19 protein-coding genes are annotated in these 16,157 nt (G+C 37.6%); 1 reads left to right on the top strand and 18 read right to left on the bottom strand.

The genetic code is table 11. The annotated features are described in order from the left end of the window. Window positions 1-99 precede the first annotated feature (99 nt). From panD to BLR36_RS06160, 9 genes are all read right to left on the bottom strand, one after another. Entirely contained in the window at window positions 100-483 is a 384-nt protein-coding gene (gene panD / locus BLR36_RS06200; protein WP_093060869.1) for an aspartate 1-decarboxylase, read from the bottom strand. Window positions 484-486: 3 nt separating this feature from the next. After that, window positions 487-1,332: a pantoate--beta-alanine ligase gene (panC, locus tag BLR36_RS06195; protein ID WP_093060868.1), complete on the bottom strand. Its 846-nt coding sequence runs from the start codon at window positions 1,330-1,332 to the stop codon at window positions 487-489. After that, complete coding sequence (gene panB, locus BLR36_RS06190; RefSeq protein ID WP_093060867.1) at window positions 1,307-2,164, bottom strand: 3-methyl-2-oxobutanoate hydroxymethyltransferase; 858 nt, start codon at window positions 2,162-2,164, stop codon at window positions 1,307-1,309. The genes panC and panB overlap by 26 nt, the downstream gene beginning before the upstream one ends. A 221-nt stretch (window positions 2,165-2,385) precedes the next feature. Then, on the bottom strand, window positions 2,386-3,375 hold the full coding sequence (locus BLR36_RS06185; protein ID WP_093060866.1) for a biotin--[acetyl-CoA-carboxylase] ligase: 990 nt from the start codon (window positions 3,373-3,375) through the stop codon (window positions 2,386-2,388). Continuing rightward, a complete protein-coding gene (locus tag BLR36_RS06180; RefSeq protein WP_175453990.1) occupies window positions 3,359-4,567 on the bottom strand; it encodes a CCA tRNA nucleotidyltransferase in 1,209 nt (402 codons plus the stop codon). The genes BLR36_RS06185 and BLR36_RS06180 overlap by 17 nt, the downstream gene beginning before the upstream one ends. Beyond that, window positions 4,545-5,675, bottom strand: coding sequence for an N-acetyl-alpha-D-glucosaminyl L-malate synthase BshA (bshA, locus tag BLR36_RS06175; RefSeq protein WP_093060864.1), 1,131 nt, complete (start codon window positions 5,673-5,675; stop codon window positions 4,545-4,547). Before bshA ends, BLR36_RS06180 begins: the two co-directional genes overlap by 23 nt. A gap of 11 nt (window positions 5,676-5,686) precedes the next feature. After that, complete coding sequence (gene mgsA, locus BLR36_RS06170; protein ID WP_093060863.1) at window positions 5,687-6,094, bottom strand: methylglyoxal synthase; 408 nt, start codon at window positions 6,092-6,094, stop codon at window positions 5,687-5,689. A 10-nt stretch (window positions 6,095-6,104) separates the two neighbouring features. Further along, window positions 6,105-6,881 carry a 4-hydroxy-tetrahydrodipicolinate reductase gene (gene dapB, locus BLR36_RS06165; RefSeq protein ID WP_093060862.1) on the bottom strand — a complete coding sequence of 259 codons (777 nt, stop codon included), beginning with the start codon at window positions 6,879-6,881 and terminating at the stop codon, window positions 6,105-6,107. 2 nt (window positions 6,882-6,883) lie between these two features. Then, complete coding sequence (locus BLR36_RS06160) at window positions 6,884-7,219, bottom strand: nucleotide pyrophosphohydrolase (protein WP_093060861.1); 336 nt, start codon at window positions 7,217-7,219, stop codon at window positions 6,884-6,886. Window positions 7,220-7,322: 103 nt separating this feature from the next. On the opposite strand from BLR36_RS06160, the gene BLR36_RS06155 reads away from it, so the two are divergent. After that, window positions 7,323-8,192, top strand: a complete 870-nt coding sequence (locus tag BLR36_RS06155; protein WP_093060860.1) for a YitT family protein — start codon at window positions 7,323-7,325, stop codon at window positions 8,190-8,192. Window positions 8,193-8,488: 296 nt separating this feature from the next. Here BLR36_RS06155 and BLR36_RS06150 read toward each other — a convergent pair whose 3' ends face one another. The 9 genes from BLR36_RS06150 to aroA all read right to left on the bottom strand — a co-directional run bounded on the left by BLR36_RS06150 (window position 8,489) and on the right by aroA (window position 16,156). After that, window positions 8,489-9,169 (bottom strand): zinc metallopeptidase, encoded by a 681-nt coding sequence (locus BLR36_RS06150; RefSeq protein ID WP_093060859.1) that lies wholly within the window; start codon window positions 9,167-9,169, stop codon window positions 8,489-8,491. A 57-nt stretch (window positions 9,170-9,226) separates the two neighbouring features. Then, window positions 9,227-9,823, bottom strand: coding sequence for a lipoprotein heptaprenylglyceryl N-acetyltransferase LhaT (locus BLR36_RS06145; protein ID WP_371326702.1), 597 nt, complete (start codon window positions 9,821-9,823; stop codon window positions 9,227-9,229). A gap of 64 nt (window positions 9,824-9,887) precedes the next feature. Then, a complete protein-coding gene (locus BLR36_RS06140; protein ID WP_093060858.1) occupies window positions 9,888-10,670 on the bottom strand; it encodes a menaquinol-cytochrome c reductase cytochrome b/c subunit in 783 nt (260 codons plus the stop codon). 41 nt (window positions 10,671-10,711) lie between these two features. Beyond that, complete coding sequence (gene qcrB / locus BLR36_RS06135) at window positions 10,712-11,386, bottom strand: menaquinol-cytochrome c reductase cytochrome b subunit (protein WP_093060857.1); 675 nt, start codon at window positions 11,384-11,386, stop codon at window positions 10,712-10,714. Window positions 11,387-11,406: 20 nt separating this feature from the next. Then, window positions 11,407-11,910, bottom strand: a complete 504-nt coding sequence (locus BLR36_RS06130) for a QcrA and Rieske domain-containing protein (RefSeq protein ID WP_093060856.1) — start codon at window positions 11,908-11,910, stop codon at window positions 11,407-11,409. Window positions 11,911-12,067: 157 nt separating this feature from the next. After that, on the bottom strand, window positions 12,068-12,514 hold the full coding sequence (locus BLR36_RS06125) for a YpiF family protein (RefSeq protein ID WP_093060855.1): 447 nt from the start codon (window positions 12,512-12,514) through the stop codon (window positions 12,068-12,070). 12 nt (window positions 12,515-12,526) lie between these two features. After that, window positions 12,527-13,078: a ReoY family proteolytic degradation factor gene (locus tag BLR36_RS06120; protein WP_093060854.1), complete on the bottom strand. Its 552-nt coding sequence runs from the start codon at window positions 13,076-13,078 to the stop codon at window positions 12,527-12,529. 20 nt (window positions 13,079-13,098) lie between these two features. Further along, entirely contained in the window at window positions 13,099-14,343 is a 1,245-nt protein-coding gene (locus BLR36_RS06115) for a tetratricopeptide repeat protein (RefSeq protein ID WP_093060853.1), read from the bottom strand. A gap of 520 nt (window positions 14,344-14,863) precedes the next feature. Beyond that, window positions 14,864-16,156, bottom strand: coding sequence for a 3-phosphoshikimate 1-carboxyvinyltransferase (gene aroA, locus BLR36_RS06110; RefSeq protein ID WP_254771341.1), 1,293 nt, complete (start codon window positions 16,154-16,156; stop codon window positions 14,864-14,866). Window position 16,157 lies beyond the last annotated feature (1 nt).

Here is a 16,157-nt window from a genome sequence, read left to right as displayed (position 1 = left end):
GGCTTCAAAGATAATTTTGTACGTGAATGAAAATATATAAAAGCCTGCCTTTGAAGTACCTCTTCTCTGACTTCAAAGGCAGGCTTAATTTTTTCTCGATTACATAATTGTAGCTTCTGGTTCGTAATGAATAATGTGATCGATAGAATTATCTTGGTTCATAATTGCAACTGTTGGTTTATGTGATTGTGCTTCTTCATTCATCACATAGGCATACGAAAGAATAATCACTACATCCCCCCGTTGTACTAAGCGTGCTGCTGCTCCGTTTACGCAAATCACTCCACTTCCACGTTCACCGGAGATAATATATGTTTCGAAACGAGCACCATTATTGTTGTTAACGATATGCACTTTTTCGTTTGGCAACATACCAACGGCATCTAGTATATTTTGATCGATTGTAATACTTCCTACATAATTTAAATCCGCTTCCGTCACCACTGCGCGGTGAATTTTACCATTTAACATCATTCGTAACATGTGTTACACATCCTTTTTCACTATTAGAATATTGTCTATTAACCGAGCTTTTTCAAAAAATACAGCTGTGGCAAACAAAACTTCTTTTGTGTCATCCGTTACTTGCTGCAACGAAGGATACGATAACGCTTCAAAATAATCGATTTTACCAGAGGTGTTACTTTCAATATGATCTTTCCCTATTGTAATGGCTGCTGTTAAATCCTTTGTTTCTTCCCACCTAATAGTCGCTAACTGCAAAGCTTTATACAAATGAATAGCCTCTGACCGTTCCTTTTCATTTAAAAATACATTACGAGAACTTTTTGCAAGACCGTCTGATTCTCTCACTGTCTGTACTCGAACTATTTCAACAGGAAAGTTATACGCATTCACAAATGTCTCAATAATCGCTAACTGCTGTGCATCCTTTTGTCCAAAATACGCTTTCGTAGGCTGAACGAGATGAAATAATTTAGTGATCACTTTAAGTACTCCATCAAAATGACCAGGTCTGCTCTCACCACACAGTTTTGTCGAAAGGTCTCCTACAGTAATTGAAATGCCACTGTCAAATGGATACATCTGTTCTGGCGTTGGTATGAATATTATATCTACCCCTGCATTCGTCGCTAGCTGTGTGTCTCTTTTGATATCTCTTGGGTACCGATCTAAGTCTTCATTTGGTCCAAATTGGGCAGGATTGACGAAAATACTCGCCACTACTAATTCATTTTCGCTTCTTGCCTTGTTTAATAGAGCCAGATGACCTTCGTGCAAATAACCCATCGTGGGAACAAAACCAATTGTTTTATCTTTATTTAAAGCGATTATTTGTTTTAGCTCATTGATCGTTTCTACTGTTTGCATGATTGCCTCCATATAATTGGGAAAGTTGTTCTTCCTTCATCGTAAAGGAATGATCCAATGTTGGGAATGTACCATTTTTTACTTCATCTACATATTGCCTGATACCTGCCAGTATTGGTTCCCCTACATTTGCAAATTCTTTAACAAATTTAGGAATATGATGAGTACCATACTTCACCATATCATGGAACACCAGCACTTGACCGTCTGCTGCAGCACCGGCACCAATTCCTATTGTAGGGACAGTAAGAGTTTTAGAAATTGTTTCTGTCAGTTGGTGTGGAATACATTCTAATACGACCGCACATGCCCCAGCCTTCTCACATAATCTTGCATCCTCTATTAACTTTTCTGCTGCTGCGGCAGTTTTACCTTGAACTTTGTATCCACCTAATACGCCAGCAGATTGAGGTAATAAACCAAGATGGGCGACAACTGGAATTCCTGCAAAAGTCAATTTTTCTATGACAGGCAAAACTGCATCCGCACCCTCGAGTTTCACTGCCTGTGCACCTGTTTGCTGTAGTAATTGGACTGCATTTGTAAGTGCTTGATCTAAAGAACCATGAAATGTTCCAAAAGGCATATCAACTACTAGAAAAGTTTCCTTGGCCCCACGTCTAACAGCTTTACCATGATGGATCATATCATCCATTGTTACCAGCACAGTAGAATCATAGCCGAGCACTACCATTCCTAGTGAATCTCCGACAAGAATCATATCCATACCTGCATCTTCTGCAAATTTTGCCGTTGGAAAATCATAAGCGGTCATCATCGTAATTTTCTCATTGTTTTTTTTCATACTAATAAAGTTACTCGTCGTTTTCATACATTATCCCTCCATTTGTAGTGAAGAGAAAACCATATAAAAACCCTCCTATTCCAATTTGGACAGGAGGGCAGAAAAATTATTTTCGTAGGTTTTCTCCGTCCCTGTCATATAGATCAAGGCAGACTATTTAGTTAAACAAACTTTTTTCAAAAGGTGCAGTTCAAATAAGATACTGCCCAACACATACAGAATAACAAAAAAAATGATATCCGTCCAAATTAATTTCTTCCTAGTAAATGAATATCGGCGGAATATACACCTCGAATTTCACCACTGTCTAGTTTTAGCTCTAAAACTCCATCATTCGTAATACCTAAGGCAACACCTTCAACGGTTTCTCGCAACATAGTGGCACGTATGCGTTTGCCAATCGTACAGTTATGACTTTCCCAAAGAATTTTAATAGGTTGAAAGCCTTTTTCTACATACAAATCTCCATACTTCTCTAAATAATATAGGATTTTAGCTACTAACAAGGACCGATCTATCTCTTCCCCCGTTTCTATTTTCAGTGAAGTCGCAATGGATTGAATGGATTCGTCAAATGTACTTAATTCCTGATTTACATTGACACCGATACCTATAATAATGGAGTGAACGATATCCATCTCAGCCTGTAACTCTGTCAAAATACCTGTAACTTTTTTTCCATTAATAAGTATATCGTTTGGCCATTTTATCTGAGGAGCAAGATTCGTCACATCTTGAATTGCTTGAGTGATAGCGACAGCAGAAACAAGTGTGAATGGTGCAGCAAACTCAGGACTAATTTTTGGACGAATAATGACACTCATCCATATGCCTTTGTTTGCACTCGAATCCCAGCTCCTTTCTAATCTTCCTTTTCCGGCAGTTTGTTCCTCAGCAATAATTACTGTTCCATGAGGAGCGTCTTCCCGTGCTTTATCAGCAGCTATAACTTGTGTAGTTTCGCAAGTTGTATAATAATCCATATTTCTTCCTAAATACTTTGTGCTTAGCTTAGGAATAACTTGCGCAGGAGTAACTAAATCAGGTATAGACCGTAAAATATAGCCTTTCTTTTTGATGGCTTCAATTACATAACCATCCTCTTCGATACTTTTCAAATGCTTCCAGATCATTGTTCGTGAAATTTGCAATTCATCTGCAAGCTTCTGTCCCGAAACAGGTTCCCCGTTTGCATTTATTAGAGTAGAAAGAATTTTTTCTTTAATGGAGATATTCATGCGAAAACCATCCCTTTATTTCATTTCTGTCATTTTTAATATGACCATTTACAATCATGCTCGTTAATCTATCTAACACTTCTTTTATCCACGGGCCTCGTTTATCGTTTGCCCATTCCAGGAGGTCATTTCCATTAACTACAATATCTTTTTTGGTGGCAATTGGAATGGAACGTTTTCTTCTTAAGAATAGCTCAAGTGGTTCAGTTATTTCCTTAGAAAGAACCGAATTCCCAAAATAGTATGCAACCGATAATACATCTTCACTAAATTGAAATAATTCATCAGTTGTCCATGCGCCTTTTGCTAAACCATGCACTGCTTCTAAAACGTTTTTCACATGTCTTTTCTCTTCATTTGAGCATTTATAATAATTTAATAAATCATTAACATCCTCTTTTGACTGCATTAGTGCAAAGAATGCCCATCCATTTGCTTTAACATCAAAACTAGAGAAGTCATTCCAATTTTGTAGACTTCTTTCCCAGTTTCCAGGGAATATGTTCGATAACCCACTGTCTACAAAAAGTTGTATTCCTTTGAATGGGAAATCACTTAACCATATTTTCTCCAATTCAACTTTCACTCTTTCAATGGATACATGTGCAATATGTGGATGCAACGAACGAATTGCATTCAATGTATTAGACTCAAGGGAGAAATTCAACTGCGCCGAAAAACGAATTGCTCGCAACATTCGTAGTGCATCTTCTGAGAATCTTAGCTGAGGATTTCCTACAGCTTGAATAATCCCTTCTTTGATAGCTAGTCTTCCTCCGAAATAATCTACCAGCACATCCTCTTTTGTTAATGCCATTGCATTTATCGTAAAGTCTCGTCTTTGTAAGTCTTCTTTTAAAGTACGCACGAATGTAACCTCATCGGGTCTTCTAAAATCTGAGTAGGTCGATTCCGAACGATACGTAGTTACTTCGATAGACTCGTCCAAGACAACTAATACAGTACCATGTTCTATCCCTACATCAATCGTATGAGGAAATATCGCTTTGACTTCTTTTGGCGTAGCATTCGTGGTGATATCCACATCGTTTACAGGTGCGTTACGTACAAAGTCTCGGACAGCCCCTCCGACTACAAATGCCTCGAAACCTGCACGTTCCAGTTCATCTATTATTTTATAAGCTGCCGGCCACCGATTTTTCATAACGCTATTTTCTCGCCACTCTTTCATACATCGCTTCATATTGCTCCACAATGCTTTTTGAATTAAATCGATCATGTATAATCTCAATCGATCTATCTACTATTTGTTTATGTAATGTCGGGTTTTGTAAAATTTTCAAACCATATTCCGCTACTTTCTCAAAATCGCCTAATTCAACGATATAGCCGTTTTCACCATTGGTAATAACTTCGGGAATTCCTCCAACATTCGTCCCGATGCATGGTACTCCGCAAGCCATTGCTTCCAATAACACAAGTCCAAAAGACTCTTTTTCAGAAAGTAACAACATAAGATCTGCTATTGCATAAAGCTCCGATAAACTTTCCTGTTTCCCTAAAAACAACACATCATTTTCGATGGAGGTGCCTTTAATAGATTCCATCACAGGATGTTTTTCAGGGCCATCCCCGACCAACAGCAGCTTGGAGGGAACTTCATCATGAATTAGTTTAAAGCTGTTTACTATATCCGGTACATGCTTCACTTTTCTAAAGTTTGAAACATGAATAACTACTTTTTCATGTGGTTTTATCCCTAATAATTCTTTTAGATTTCCTGAGTCCTTTTTGGTGTATTCTCGTTCATCTATAAAATTATATATCGTCTCAATATCTTTATCCGGGGCTATTAAATCCATCGTTTCTTGGGCAAGAGAGTTAGATACCGCAGTAACGATATCTGATTTCTCTATTCCGTATTTGATAGCACCTTTTAGGGAAGAGTCATAGCCTAATACTGTAATATCTGTTCCATGTAAGGTTGTCACAATACCAATATCTGAATTAGCCATATCTTTAGCTAAAATGGCACACACAGCATGGGGTATTGCATAATGGACATGCAATACATCTAATTGTTGGTCTATAATTACCTCAGCCATTTTATTGGCAAGTGCGATGTCATATGGAGCATATTGAAAAACAGAGTAACTATTCACTTCCACTTGGTGAAATGTTATCGTTGGATCTATTTTATTTAACCTAAAAGGGATTCCTGACGTGATGAAATGTATTTCATGCCCTTTAGCTGCAAGCATCTTCCCAAGTTCTGTAGCAATTACTCCTGATCCTCCAACTGTTGGATAGCAAGTAATACCTATTTTCAATTTACGCATTTAAGCACTTCCTAACGTGAACGTCTCTCTTCCAATAAACGCCAATCTAAAAATCCTTCTTCAATACCTTTTAACAAAATTTCAGCTGTTCCCATATTAGTTGCAAGCGGAATTTGATATACATCACAAAGTCGAATGAGCGCAGTTACATCCGGCTCATGTGGCTGTGCAGTAAGTGGATCACGGAAAAATATAACCATATCCATTTCATTATTGGCAATTGCAGAACCTATTTGTTGGTCTCCACCTAGTGGCCCGGACTTATATCTAAATACATCTAAGCCGACTTCATCGATAATTCTAGTTCCTGTTGTTCCTGTAGCAAATAATTCGTGGTCCTCTAATATTGATTTAAAGGCAGTTACGAACTGTATTAAATCTTCTTTTTTCTGATCATGTGCAACTAATGCAATTCTCATTTTTTACCTCCTATAATATAATATCCTCTAAACCGTAAGTCAGTACATTACGTTTCATAACTTCCTCAATAGACAGTACAATTCCAGACATAAAGGAAGATCGATCAAAGGAGTCATGACGAAGCGTAAGCAATTGTCCTTCTCCACCTAGCATTACCTGCTGATGAGCAACTAACCCAGGTAAACGGACACTATGAATATGCATGCCATCCATATTTGCTCCTCTTGCTCCTTGAATAGTTTCTTCCTCACTCGGATGACCTTGTTTCATCGAATCACGTGTTTGTTGAATCATTTGAGCCGTCTTAATAGCTGTACCTGAAGGTGCATCTACCTTTTGATCATGATGCATTTCTATAATCTCCACATTTGGTAAATATTTTGCAGCTGTTTGTGCAAACTTCATCATAAGGACCGCACCAATGGAAAAATTGGGCGCGATAATACAGCCTACTTGTTTTTCTTCTACTTTGTTACGTAATGTATCTAATTGTAAATCAGTAAAGCCTGTAGTTCCAATCACAGGTCTTACCCCAAATTCCAATGCAGTCATTGCATGCTCGAATACTGCTGAAGGTACTGTTAGATCAACTAATACATCAGGTTCGGTTTGCTCTATTAATAAGTTTAAAGAAGTGAAGATCGGAATTTTATCACCTAGACACTCCATTTCTTTCTTTGAATCCAAAACTGCTACCAATAAAAAATCTTTGTTGTTAATGACCGTCGCTACTGCTTCTCTTCCCATTTTACCTCTTGGGCCAGCAACCGCTACTTTTATAACCATTATTATTCCTCCTTCTTTGTCCATCTATCTTTGTCTCGTGTATTGTATTTATCCAAAACTTGTTCCAGTGACTTTTGCAGATCAATACCCTCCGCATTTGCTAAGCAGATTAAAACGAAAAAGAAATCTCCAACTTCATCAGCTATCTCTTTTTCTACTTCTGTATCTTTTTTCTTCTTTGTACCATACTTATGTTGAATCTCTCTAGAAAGCTCTCCCAATTCTTCTGTTAGTCTTGCTAATAGCTCTAGTGGAGGAAAGTAACCTTCTCTATATTGATTTATGTATAAATCTACTTTTTGTTGTAGTTCAAATAAACTTTTTTTATCTGTCAACATATAATCTCTCCTTTTCCATCGTAATAAATTTATCCTCTAGTTGTCAAAGCCATTAAAATAATTGATAATAACTTAAGTATGAACTAATAAGTGGGGTGGAACAATGGGACTTGGACTTAAATTTAAAAATATTATCATGATAATATTCGGTGCAGCCATTTATAGTTTTGGCTTTGTTCATTTTAATATGCAAAATGAACTTGGAGAAGGTGGATTTTCTGGTATAACCCTCGTTTTATATTTTGTATTTAATTGGGATGTAGCCTTGATGAATCTTTTGTTAAATATACCAATGTTCATCATTGGGTGGAAACTACTTGGTCGAAAAATGTTTGCCTATACACTGATCGGTACGGTAGCTGTATCTGTATTTCTAAAGGTGTTTGATATTTACGAATTTCAGTTAGGGTTAGAAGACGACCTGTTTCTAGTATCCCTATTTGCAGGTGTTTTCGTAGGTTTAGGCTTAGGAATTATTTTCAAGTATGGCGGCACTACTGGCGGCGTAGATATCATTGCCCGTCTTGTATTTAAATACAAGGGCTGGAGCATGGGGAAAACAATGTTTATCTTTGATGCATTCGTCATATTATTATCATGGACAACCTTCCTAAACGAACGTTCTATGATGTATACGCTCGTAGCGGTATATGTGGGCGCAAGGGTAATCGATTTTGTACAAGAAGGTGCTTATTCTGCCAGAGGCGCATTTATCATTTCCGAAAAACAAAATGAAATCGCAGATATAATTACCAATAAACTATCGCGCGGTGTGACTATTTTAAATGGACATGGACATTTTACAAAAAATAGTCGGGAAGTAATCTATTGTGTAGTAGCAAAAAATCAGCTCAGCGCTTTAAAAACGGTTATTAGCTCCGTTGATCCGCATGCATTTGTATCTATTACAGAGGTAAAGGATGTAATGGGCGAAGGTTTTACTTTAGATGATGAGAAAAACCCGATAGAATAGTTAGATGGGATTGTACAAGGACGCTACTTGTACAATCCTTTTTAATTTTGTCACTCCAATCATTAAGAGATTAGACATTAATAGCAAAGGAGAATTCAATCCCAAATCATTTACTAGCGTTCATTTGGTTCATATTAGCGTTTTCTTGCGGGTTACTGAGTGTTACTCTAACTCTCACAATTCACTAACTCTCACAATTCAGTGTTTTACTTACTAAACAGAAAATTTATCCAATAATCTCAAACAAAAATGGAGAGCAATGACTTGTGGTCGTCGCTCTCCATTTATTAATTTATTTAATCGTTGCGAGTCATTCCAGTGTAGATTAATACCAAACGTAATAGCTCTAATACCGCTACTGCTGCTGCAGCAACATAAGTTAAAGCGGCTGCACTTAATACTTTTTTCGCGTGACGTTCTTCCTCATTGCGAATTACACCAAGCGATACCATTTGGTTCATCGCTCGATTTGAAGCGTTAAATTCAACAGGTAGTGTAACAATTTGGAATACAACTCCAGCAGCCAACAAAACTATTCCTATTAACAACAGATTAGAAAAGCTAGCTAGCAATCCGATCATGATGAAAATCCAAGAAGCATTAGATGAAATATTAGCCACTGGCACTAGTTTATGTCGTAATGTTAAAAATGAATACGATTCTTTGTGTTGAATAGCGTGTCCTACTTCATGTGCTGCAATCGCAGATCCTGCAACGGAAGCTTCATGAAAATTGTGTGAGGACAAAGCAACTATTTTAGTCATCGGATTGTAGTGATCACTTAAAAACCCTCTACTTTCCACAACCTGGACATCAGTTAATCCATTTGCATCTAAAATAGTTCTTGCTACTTGAGCACCTGTCATACCAGAAGTCGAACGAACTTTTGAATACTTTTTATATGTTCTTTTCACTTTCATTTGAGCATACAAAGGCAATAACAAAATTATCGCGAAGTACACGAGATAAGAAGCCAAATTCTTTTCCCCCTCTCTAATCTATACTATTTATTTTAATGGGAATAGTGGATACATTCAACTGATAAGCTTTGACCTTTTTTGATAAATAAAGATAGCAAGTAAAATACAAGCAATGGATAGCCAAAATGTAAAGTAACCAATTTGATCTGCATATTTGTATAAACTTCTATACGTTGGCATTTGATCAAATACATAATCTATCACATCATTATGTAGTGTCCATATGGCAGCAATAAGGATATGAATCCAAGTAAATCGGTAATAAGGTATGTATAATATGGCCTGGACAGCCATTGCAAAATGCGATGCTACCAACATCCACCCCATCCAACCTAGATAATCATTTTCCACGTATGTCCATATATTCATTACAACTGCCCATAATCCGTATTTTACAAGGGTGATTAACGCTAGGGCTTCGATTAACTTCCAATTTTTCTTTAACAACCAAGCAAATAATGCAATTGTAAAAAACAAACTTGCTGTAGGGCTGTCAGGTACGAAAAGAAGGAACTTTGTGTCTGTTTGTGATAACTGTCCCTTATACCAATAGTATCCGTAGATGGTGCCAAGAAGATTTACTATGAACAACAGCCACATAAACGTTTTGTTATACAAGGTTAGTTTTAATAATGTCGCAAGTTCTTTCACATGAACACCCCTTACTTATAGGTAGAAAAAAAAGAGCCAGTTTCCTGACTCTTTTGCATTTAAATTATTCTTCTGGTTGAAGAGTCGTTATATACTCTGCAAGTTTTTGAAGCTCTTCATCTGTTCCTTGATAACTACCGGCAGGCATTCCACCTGGTAATCCTTCATGAGCAATTTTAACAATCTCATCTGCAGTGTAATCTAAACCGATTAAAGTTGGTCCGAGACCACCTTCAAAAGCATTACCATGACAGGTTATACAAGATGAACCTTGATATAATTGATAGCCTTCAGAAGATTCGTCAATTTCGATTGCAACTTCTTCTCTAATTTCACCATATGCTTTTGCTTTTTCCCAGTCATGGTTTACAACAGATTCCCATGTTAAGAAAATCATTGCAGCAATAGCTAGAAGCATGAAGCCAGTCGGTAATGGACGTTTCCATGGATTTCTTTCTTTACTTGTATCTAAAAACGGTACTAATAATAGCGCTCCAAATGCCAATCCTGGCATAATGATTGCTCCAATAACATTATATGGTCCAGAAGCAAATTCATATTTTAGTAATTGATATAAAAACAAGAAATACCAGTCTGGTACTGGAATATAACCTGTGTCAGCTGGATCAGCTGGACGTTCAAGTGGCGATGGATGTGCAACAGTTAATACTAAATAACCAACTAAGAAAACCGCACCGACTAACCATTCTTTCAGTAAGAAGTCAGGCCAGAAAGCTTCTGTTTTACCTGGATACTCAGAATAGTCTTTTGGAGTGTTTTTCTTACGGGCTGATAGATCTGGTACACGTGAGTCTCCAACGAATTTCATGCCTTTTCCGCGATGCATATTGTCCCCTCCTTGTTACAATTATCTGTTCCCTTTACCGATTAAAGTGGTCCAGAAATACCTTGACGACGAATCATGATAAAGTGAGCTGCAAGTAATCCAAAAAGAGCAGCTGGCAAGAAGAATACATGAATCGCAAAGAATCTTGTTAATGTTTGAGCACCGATGATTGTTTCATCACCTGCTAAAAGTGTTTTGATCATCCCACCGATAAATGGCACGGATGCTGCAATTTCAATACCTACTTTCGTTGCGAACAATGCTTTCATGTCCCAAGGAAGTAAGTAACCTGTGAATCCTAAACCTAACATAACAGCGAAGATTAGTACTCCGACCATCCAGTTTAGTTCACGAGGTTTTTTATAAGAACCAGTAAAGAATACACGTAATGTATGTAAGAACATCATAACAATAACAAGTGATGCTCCCCAGTGATGCATCCCACGCACGATTTCACCGAATGCTACTTCATTTTGAAGATAGTAAACAGATTCCCATGCATTTTCAATATCCGGTACATAATACATAGTTAAGAACATACCTGAAAGAATTTGAATTACTGTGATGAAGAATGTTAGTCCTCCGAAACAATATACAAATGCTGAGAAATGATGTGCAGGGTTTACGTGTTCTGGTACTTCATGGTCAGCGATATCACGCCATATCGGAGTAATATCTAGACGTTCATCCACCCAATCATAGATTTTATTAAGCACTGATGTCGTACCCCCTTACTTTAAACTAATGTGTTAGGAATAGCTTTCCCAATTTCTAAGAAACCGTCATTTTCACGAACTTCATATTGATCCAACGGACCTAGAGGTGGCGTTTTTGGAACATTACTACCGTTTTTCTCATAACGACCTGCGTGACATGGGCAGAAGAATTGATTTTTGTGCGCTGGGTCACCTTCCCAGTTTACAGTACATCCCAAATGCTTACATACAGGAGATAGTGCGATAATTTTATCGCCTTCTTTGTATACCCAAGCTGCATTGGTAATATCAGACTTGTACCATGCGTCCACTTGTTCAAAAGTGAAATCAACACGTTCTGGAACATCCGTTATGTCGGCAATTTTCTTCTCCGTCAGTACGAAATCTCCGCCTTCTTTTTTCTGCAATACAGGATCAACTGCAAAACGTACCATTGGCATAAGCATTCCTGCTGCCATAAATCCGCCAACACCTGTTAAGGTATAACTTAAAAATTGACGTCTTGATACTTTATTGTTACTCATCCTTTTCCCCCCTCTTACTTAAAGGTCAGTCCAATGGACATACTTGCTTGAATAATAATACTAGGACATATCCATGATATATCAATAAAAAAGGAAGGTCAATATTCGATTACATCGAATCTTTAACTTTATCGACAATTATTGAAAAAAATTGTCACTAATTCGCCCATTTTTTCGCAAAAATCGGAATTAGTTGTCGTAATTGATCTTCTAGTACTGAATTTCTCATTTTTTGGTCCATGGAATCCAGTGGAACAGACGGAGTCCAAATAATATTTTGTTCCTCCCCTATTGTACTCCACTCTCTATCAGAAGTAACGTAAAAGACGTGCTTGAAAGATGCATTATTAAGCTCCTCTTGCCACGCTTCAAATACAGACTGCTTGTCCTGACTTCTTGTATAAGAGAAGGAAGGAAATAAAACAATCCTTCCTTTAAACTGATTTTCAATTACATTAGCAAGGGACAATGTAAAGTCAGCCGCAGATGCTGCAAATTGGAAGCCTTCATCAGAACCATCTATTTGTATTAGTGGAATAACTGCTGTATCTATAAATTCTTTTTGTGCTTGAAATACTTTACTATCTTTTCCGTTCCAATGCATGTATAACCTCTCCTAAACCTCTTTTTGTTGTATTTGTTTCCACAACTCAGAAAGCTCCATAAACTTTTCTTTGTTTTTTTCATCGATTGCCTGGTCAATCTGCTTTTTTAATTGTTCTACTTGAAATGAATACAAGCTTTCACTAACTATATCCTCGGCTATCAATTTATCCTTTTCACTAATCTGCAAGTATTTTGGCATATAAGGATTTTCTTCTAAAACAGCCAAATATTCTGGACTAGGTGGCATCATCTGAAAATTCAACTGGATGTACATATCCTCTTCCGGATGCAACCTTAAATCATGGAAGGACTTTTCAGCATCGGCAGTCATTATGCTCCCTTTGTAAAAGCGAAAAGGGATACCTGAGGACGTCGTAACTGACATAATCATCGCTCGAGGACAGTAATGTGCCTCCTCCACAAAATGTACGTTATTCAACAATGTCTCGTGGCTTATCAAGTAATTCAAGATCCACACGCACTCTCTTCTTTTCATCTGATACTTTTTTAAAAACCACCGAACAAATTCTTTTTTCTCACCAACTGAAACAGAAGCAGTCACGTAACCTCTCCTTCCTTCATTTATTCGAACATTTCAAACCATTCACTATTTTCCGGTTGAAGTTTCTGCAAAATCAGCACAACTTCTTTTGCCTCTGCCCTTTTCCCATCTTCTAAAAGGAAATAAACAAATTTCTCTAAAAAAGGAACATCCTCTTTATGTTCAGTATATGCAAGCTGATAAAATTCGTATGCTTTTTCATAGGATTCTAATCTTTCATATGCTACTGCTAAAAATGGGTACATAGCAGACCACTCAAAATGCTCCTGTTTCAGCGTTTCAAAGAGTTCCACAAGCTCCTCATCCTTCTCTTCCGTAGAAAATAAAGAAGACAAAATGAAAATAGCATCCATATATTCTGGGTCAAGTGCAATTGCTTCTCTTAAAAAAGTTTCTGCTTCTTTCACTTTACCCAATTTCAAGGAAATTTTACCTGCAAATAAATAATATTCTTTTTCATATTCATCACGAGCAATACCGTCCGTAATTGCTTTTAAAGCATCTTCATTTTTTTCTAGCATCGCATAGGTCTCAGCAAGTAGCATATAGCCTGAGAAGTAGTCTGGATCGATTTGAAGGAGACTCTCTAACTGGCTCGCAGCTGTTTCAAAATGTTGGACTTGGAAGGAAGCATAAGCTGCATGAAATAACACGTCTGGTGCAACTTCTTTTTTCAAGGCTTCGGTGTAATATGGGATTGCTTCTTCATAAGCTGCTCCCGCACTATAGATTTCCGCTAATTTAAGTGATAAATCTACCGCTTGAATAGCGTCCTGATGCGGTAGTAAATCCTCCATTATACGTGCTGCTTCTAGGTATCTGCCGGTTTCAAACAATAATTCACCTTTTGCATACATCAGTAAAGGTTCTTTTGGTAATAACGTAATTGCTTCGTTTATTTTTTGCTCTGCGACCTCATATAACCCAATCATTTGATAATAGTCAGCTAACGTGAGCAGTGCTTGAGGATAAGCATCACTCGTTTTTTCGATTGTCGTAAGCATTTCTAGTGCTTCATCCTCTTTATCCATTTCCAAATAAAGTTGAGCTTGGTCTATTTTCAGCTGATTTTCTTCAGGAAATAAAAATTCAAGATGCGCAAGCACTGTGATGGCTTCCTGTAAAAAGCCGAACTGGGTCAGCAAATCTGCAAGCTGATATTGCTCATCTGGATCGCCATTCAATAAAAACTGGTCGATCATCGTTCCAAGTTTCTCTATGTTTCCTTCTTCCATTGCCTGGATAAAAGGTGTCAAGTTGTCCATGTTATCACCATTCTTTCATTATACCTTTATCGTACAAGAACAATTGTTTTTGAACAAGAAAAAAAACCTCCGATTTGGTGGAGGGTCTTATAATGTCTTTCAATTCAACTTTAGACACTCGAATGAATTAATTTCAAATTAGCAGTGAAATTTTCCGAACAACACCGATTTTTCCGCTTTAGGCGGACACTATTCGCAGGTACTTTTTGAGCCTATATTCTATCGCTCGTGCTGTTCCCGCTGAAGTCGTCGCCTGTCGCTCCAATTAACGGAAACAACTTTTTAAAAAGGTACAAAAAAGTATATTCTTTTGACCATCATCTTTTTTTAACGAAAAAAAGTAACCGCCCTCTGACAAAGGTTTAACGGTTACTTCAACGTAAAACTGGATCAACCGCTTTTCTTGCAGTTTAGCAATTGTAAGACTGTCTCCCAAGGTGTCTTAATATGTTCACCCGGAAAATCCAACGATAAAGATAATATGTTCTTTACACCTAAACCAAAGCTGCAAAGACTACGCTTACTTTATAACACTAGAAATATCTTCAAAAAATGTCGGATAGGACACTGCGATGCATCCTGGATTGTCAATTGTGACAGCTTCTGTAGTTATAAGTGATGCCATAGCTGCCATCATACCAATACGATGATCTCCATATGTGAGTAAATCTCCGCCATGAAGTGTCGTCGGTCCTTCGATGATCATCCCGTCATCCGTGGCAGTAATATTAGCTCCTAGTTTTTTTAATTCATTCACTACTGCATCAATTCGGTTCGTTTCTTTCACTTTTAGCTCTTCTGCATTTTTAATAATTGTTTTCCCTTTAGCTTGTGTTGCTAGTAAGGCAATAATAGGTATTTCATCAATTAGTCTTGGGATAAGCTCCCCACCGATTTCCGTTCCAATTAAGGCAGAGGACTGGATTTCAATCGTACCCATTTCTTCATGGCTACTGTTTTCTGAATCATTTACTGTAAAAGATGCACCCATTGCTTGTAGCACGTCCATAATCCCAGTTCTAGTTGGATTCAAACCTACATTGGTTAAAGTTAGGTTGCTATTCGGTACAATTGCTCCAGCAACTAAAAAGAACGCTGCAGAGGAAATATCACCAGGTATAACAACATGAGTAGCCTTTAGCTTTTGGCCACCTTGTAAACGAATCGTTTTATCATTTACAGCAATGGACGCACCGAAGTGTTGGAGCATTTTCTCCGTATGATCTCTAGAGGTCTCGATTTCCTCAACAACAGTTTCTCCGTTAGCATTTAAAGCTGCTAGTAAAATGGCAGACTTCACTTGCGCACTTGCTACAGGCATCTTATAGTGAATAGCTTGTAAATTAGTACCCTCAACTGCAATAGGAGTAAATTGACCATTCTCTCTCCCAATTAGCTTAGCACCCATTTGCTTTAAAGGTTCCGTAACTCTTCTCATTGGACGATTTTGAATAGATTCGTCCCCTATTAAAACCGATGAACCGGATGAACCAGCTAAAATACCGAGCATTAAGCGGGTAGTTGTCCCAGAATTCCCCGTATAAAGAACTTCATTGGGTTCTTTCCAATTCGATATTCCATTGCTAGAGATCTTCACTTTATCGCCATCAATGGCAATCTCCACTCCAAGCTTTTGAAAGCAGTCAATTGTACTGAGGCAATCATCGCTTTGTAAAAACCCTTCGACTGTTGTAGTCCCTTCTGCAATCGCACCAAACATAATCGACCGATGAGAGACAGATTTATCTCCAGGTATTCGAATAGCCCCCTCTAACGAAGGCTGTGCATAATCTAATTTTTTGATAGCTTGCAAG

The sequence above is a fragment of the Psychrobacillus sp. OK028 genome, assembly GCF_900103605.1.
Lineage (GTDB): Bacteria > Bacillota > Bacilli > Bacillales_A > Planococcaceae > Psychrobacillus.
This window is presented reverse-complemented; position numbering and strand designations above follow the sequence as displayed.